The sequence below is a fragment of the Acinetobacter sp. MF4640 genome (assembly GCF_002018895.1).
Lineage (GTDB): Bacteria > Pseudomonadota > Gammaproteobacteria > Pseudomonadales > Moraxellaceae > Acinetobacter > Acinetobacter johnsonii.
Window position 1 is genome coordinate 1 of the sequence record NZ_MVOM01000102.1, and the last position, 3,196, is coordinate 3,196.

Annotated in this window: 2 pseudogenes; both read left to right on the plus strand. The window is 40.1% G+C overall.

From position 1 onward, the window contains the following. The first annotated feature begins 362 nt into the window (after positions 1–362). Positions 363–1,789, plus strand: a pseudogene (locus tag MF4640_RS18345) (diguanylate cyclase). Positions 1,790–1,843: 54 nt separating this feature from the next. Further along, positions 1,844–3,073, plus strand: a pseudogene (locus MF4640_RS18350) (amidase); the annotation flags it as partial. Positions 3,074–3,196: the final 123 nt, after the last annotated feature.

Genomic DNA, 3,196 nt, shown 5'->3' on the forward strand with positions numbered 1-3,196 from the left:
TTGCTGGAACAGTCTAAAATGTTTGTTTTGCCTGAAAGAAGATCAAGGCAATGCCCTAGAGTCGTCAAAATAAAGCCTCAAAAGTACCCAAGAAAATGCCAGTCAATTTCTTAACTGACTGGCATTACCCAATGTGGAGGCTTTTTTTAATGGGTGAGAGTGATATCAGCATTTAATCGTAAATATCTAGATTCAGGATATAAATCAAAAAATCATATTGAAACCATAACGAACAATCGATAGAGTTTATTTAGTAAATATTGTCAATCTGTGATGGTTTTCATCAATGCATCCTTTGCAAGCAAATGGACAGTAGAAAACATGATGTTTAATCATAACTCATGTAAAAATGAGGGAATATTTTGTACGCAGTTAAGCTCACAGAAGTATCGTTGAATTTTAAACAGCATGGCCGAGCATGTTTGATTGTTGCTGCGGTGATTTTTGTCTGCTGCTTGCTTGGGATATTCACTCGGCCGATTGCATATTTCGCTTATTTTTGGCCTGCTAATGCAGTACTGATCGGCTTATTTTTACGGTTTAAGCCACTTAGAAATGTCGGTGGTTGGGTGCTTTTATTGGTTATATGTTGGCAGACTTAGTCACAGGGAATCATCTTGAGCTGACTTTGGCTTTAACAATCGCCAATGTTATGACGGTAGGCGTGTCTTTATTCTTTATCCATTATTTACAAATTGACTATCGTGCATATAACAAAGGCTTAAATTTTCTTTATCTTTTCTTGGTTTGTGTTTTTCTTGGGTGCTTTTCCAGCGCGATATTTGCCGTTGCTGTCGTTCCGTATATGCCACACACCTTTATGAGCACGCAAGACCTTTGGGCTGAGTTTTATATTTGGTGGACGGGGGAAGTTCTAAATTGTATTTCACTTTTACCCCTCATGTTGACCTTTCCTGCAACGAAGAAATTAAAGTATCTTTGGAATAACCGTAGACAGTGCGAAACCCAGTTTGTCGATGTTTTACCCTTACTGTCAGTTTTAATTTCTGTGGCATGTACTCATCTGTTCTTTGGTCCTGGCGCCTTACTTTTCCCTTTAGCAGGGCTGATTTGGGCGGCTTTAAGTTACAATTTATTTTATGTGAGTATCATTAACAGTTTGGTTTGTTTTGTGACGTATCATAGTTTAACGACCTATTATATTTCACGTACAGCAGATAACTTCTTGGCCACTTCTATTTCGGTGCGTATAGGGCTGTGCATGTTGATGATTGCACCTTTGCTTTTATGTATTGTGAGTCGTAATCGTCATGATCTATATAAAGAAGTGCTTTATCTGGCCAACCACGATCCCTTAACTCATGTCGGAAATCGCCGTTTTTTCTTCACTCAAACTGAAAACTTATTGAAGGAAAATTTGGTTAAATCGATGAGTATCATTGTGCTAGATATTGATCACTTTAAGAAAATGAACGATCAATATGGTCACTATATTGGTGATGTATTGCTACAAAGCTTTGCCACGACGGTGAAAAGTAATTTGCGTGAACAGGATTTATTTGCGCGTATGGGCGGTGAAGAATTTGTGGTGGTGTTAAATAATACCACTGAAATTGAATCGCAAATCATTGCAGAACGTATCTGCCGTGCTGTTGCTACTTCAAAAACTCAAGTGGCACATGCTGTTTTGAGTATGACGGTGAGTCTTGGTGTGGTGCATCAAGTTTTACCAACGCAAAATAGCCTACAGAGCTTGTTAAATCGTGCTGATCGGGCGCTATATCAAGCCAAAACTTTAGGACGCAATCAAGTACAACTTGCCTCATAGGTTAAAATTTAGTAAAAGTATAAAACAATAAAAACTATAGATACTTGGATAAAAATGAATTTTTCTGAATACCTTCGTTATGATGGGCTGGGTTTGGCTGAGTTGGTTGCACAAAAACAAATCCATCCCGCCGAATTATTACAAATTGCAATTGAGCGTAGCCAACAAACCAATCCTGCTTTAAATGCGATTATTATTCCGATGCATGATTATGCCAAGAACAGAGCGCAAAATGCATTGTCTGGCCCATTTGCTGGGGTGCCATTTTTAGTAAAAGATTTATTTCAAGAATATGCAGGTTATCCAACTTCTTACGGATGCCAAGCATTTAAACGTACGGGCCATATTGCAGAACACAATGCAGAAATTGTAAACCGTTGGGAAAACACAGGCATTTTAACTTTTGGCCGTACTAATACCCCTGAGTTTGGTATCAAAGGCATTACAGAATCAGATGCTTGGGGAGCCTGTCATAATCCTTGGAATTTAAAACATAACAGTGGTGGCTCATCGGGTGGTTCCGCTTCTGCGGTGGCCGCAGGAATTGTTCCCATTGCGGGTGCTGGTGACGGCGGTGGATCAATTCGAATTCCTGCATCGTATTGCGGTTTATTTGGTTTAAAACCGAGTCGTGGACGTACGCCGTGGGGTCCAGATATGAGTGAGGCAATGCACGGCGCTGCGATACAGCATGTATTGAGTAAAAGTGTAAGAGACAGTGCAGCGATGTTAGATGCAACGCAGGGTGCAGAGCATAGTTCATTATTTAAAATTGAACTACCCAGCCAAAGCTATTTGGCCTGTCTACAGCAGCCTGTAAAAAAACTTAAAATTGCATTTAATACTCAGTCGCCTATCGGAACCACAGTGTCTAAAGATGCAATTGATGCTGTACACCATACTGCACGTTTGTTGGAGTCTTTAGGGCATACAGTGGTCGAAGCACAACCTGAGATAGATGGTATGTCTTTGGCCAGAGACTTTATCACGACGTGGTTTAGTCAATTTTCTTATATGTTAGAGCAGATCAAGCAACACGTTCCGACCACAGCAGGAGATTTTGAGCTGGATTCTTTAGCTTTGGCTGCCTTTGGTGCGAAAACGACTGCGCTAGAATATATTCATAATCTGAATAATTGGGGCGTGTATGTCACCAAAATGAACCAATTCTTTGATCATTATGATCTTTATCTGACTCCTGCTACAGCCTCAGTCGCACCCAAAAATGGGCAAATTTCTACCCCATCATGGCAAAAACCAATTTTAAAAAGCTTACTAGGTGTTTAGTCCCAGATTTTAATGGTGCAATATTCTCAGATAAATGGAAGGAAGCACTATGGGACAAGTTCTACACAGCAGCGCCACAACGACACAGGCAGTGCGTCGAGCAATACAAAATAGTCAAGA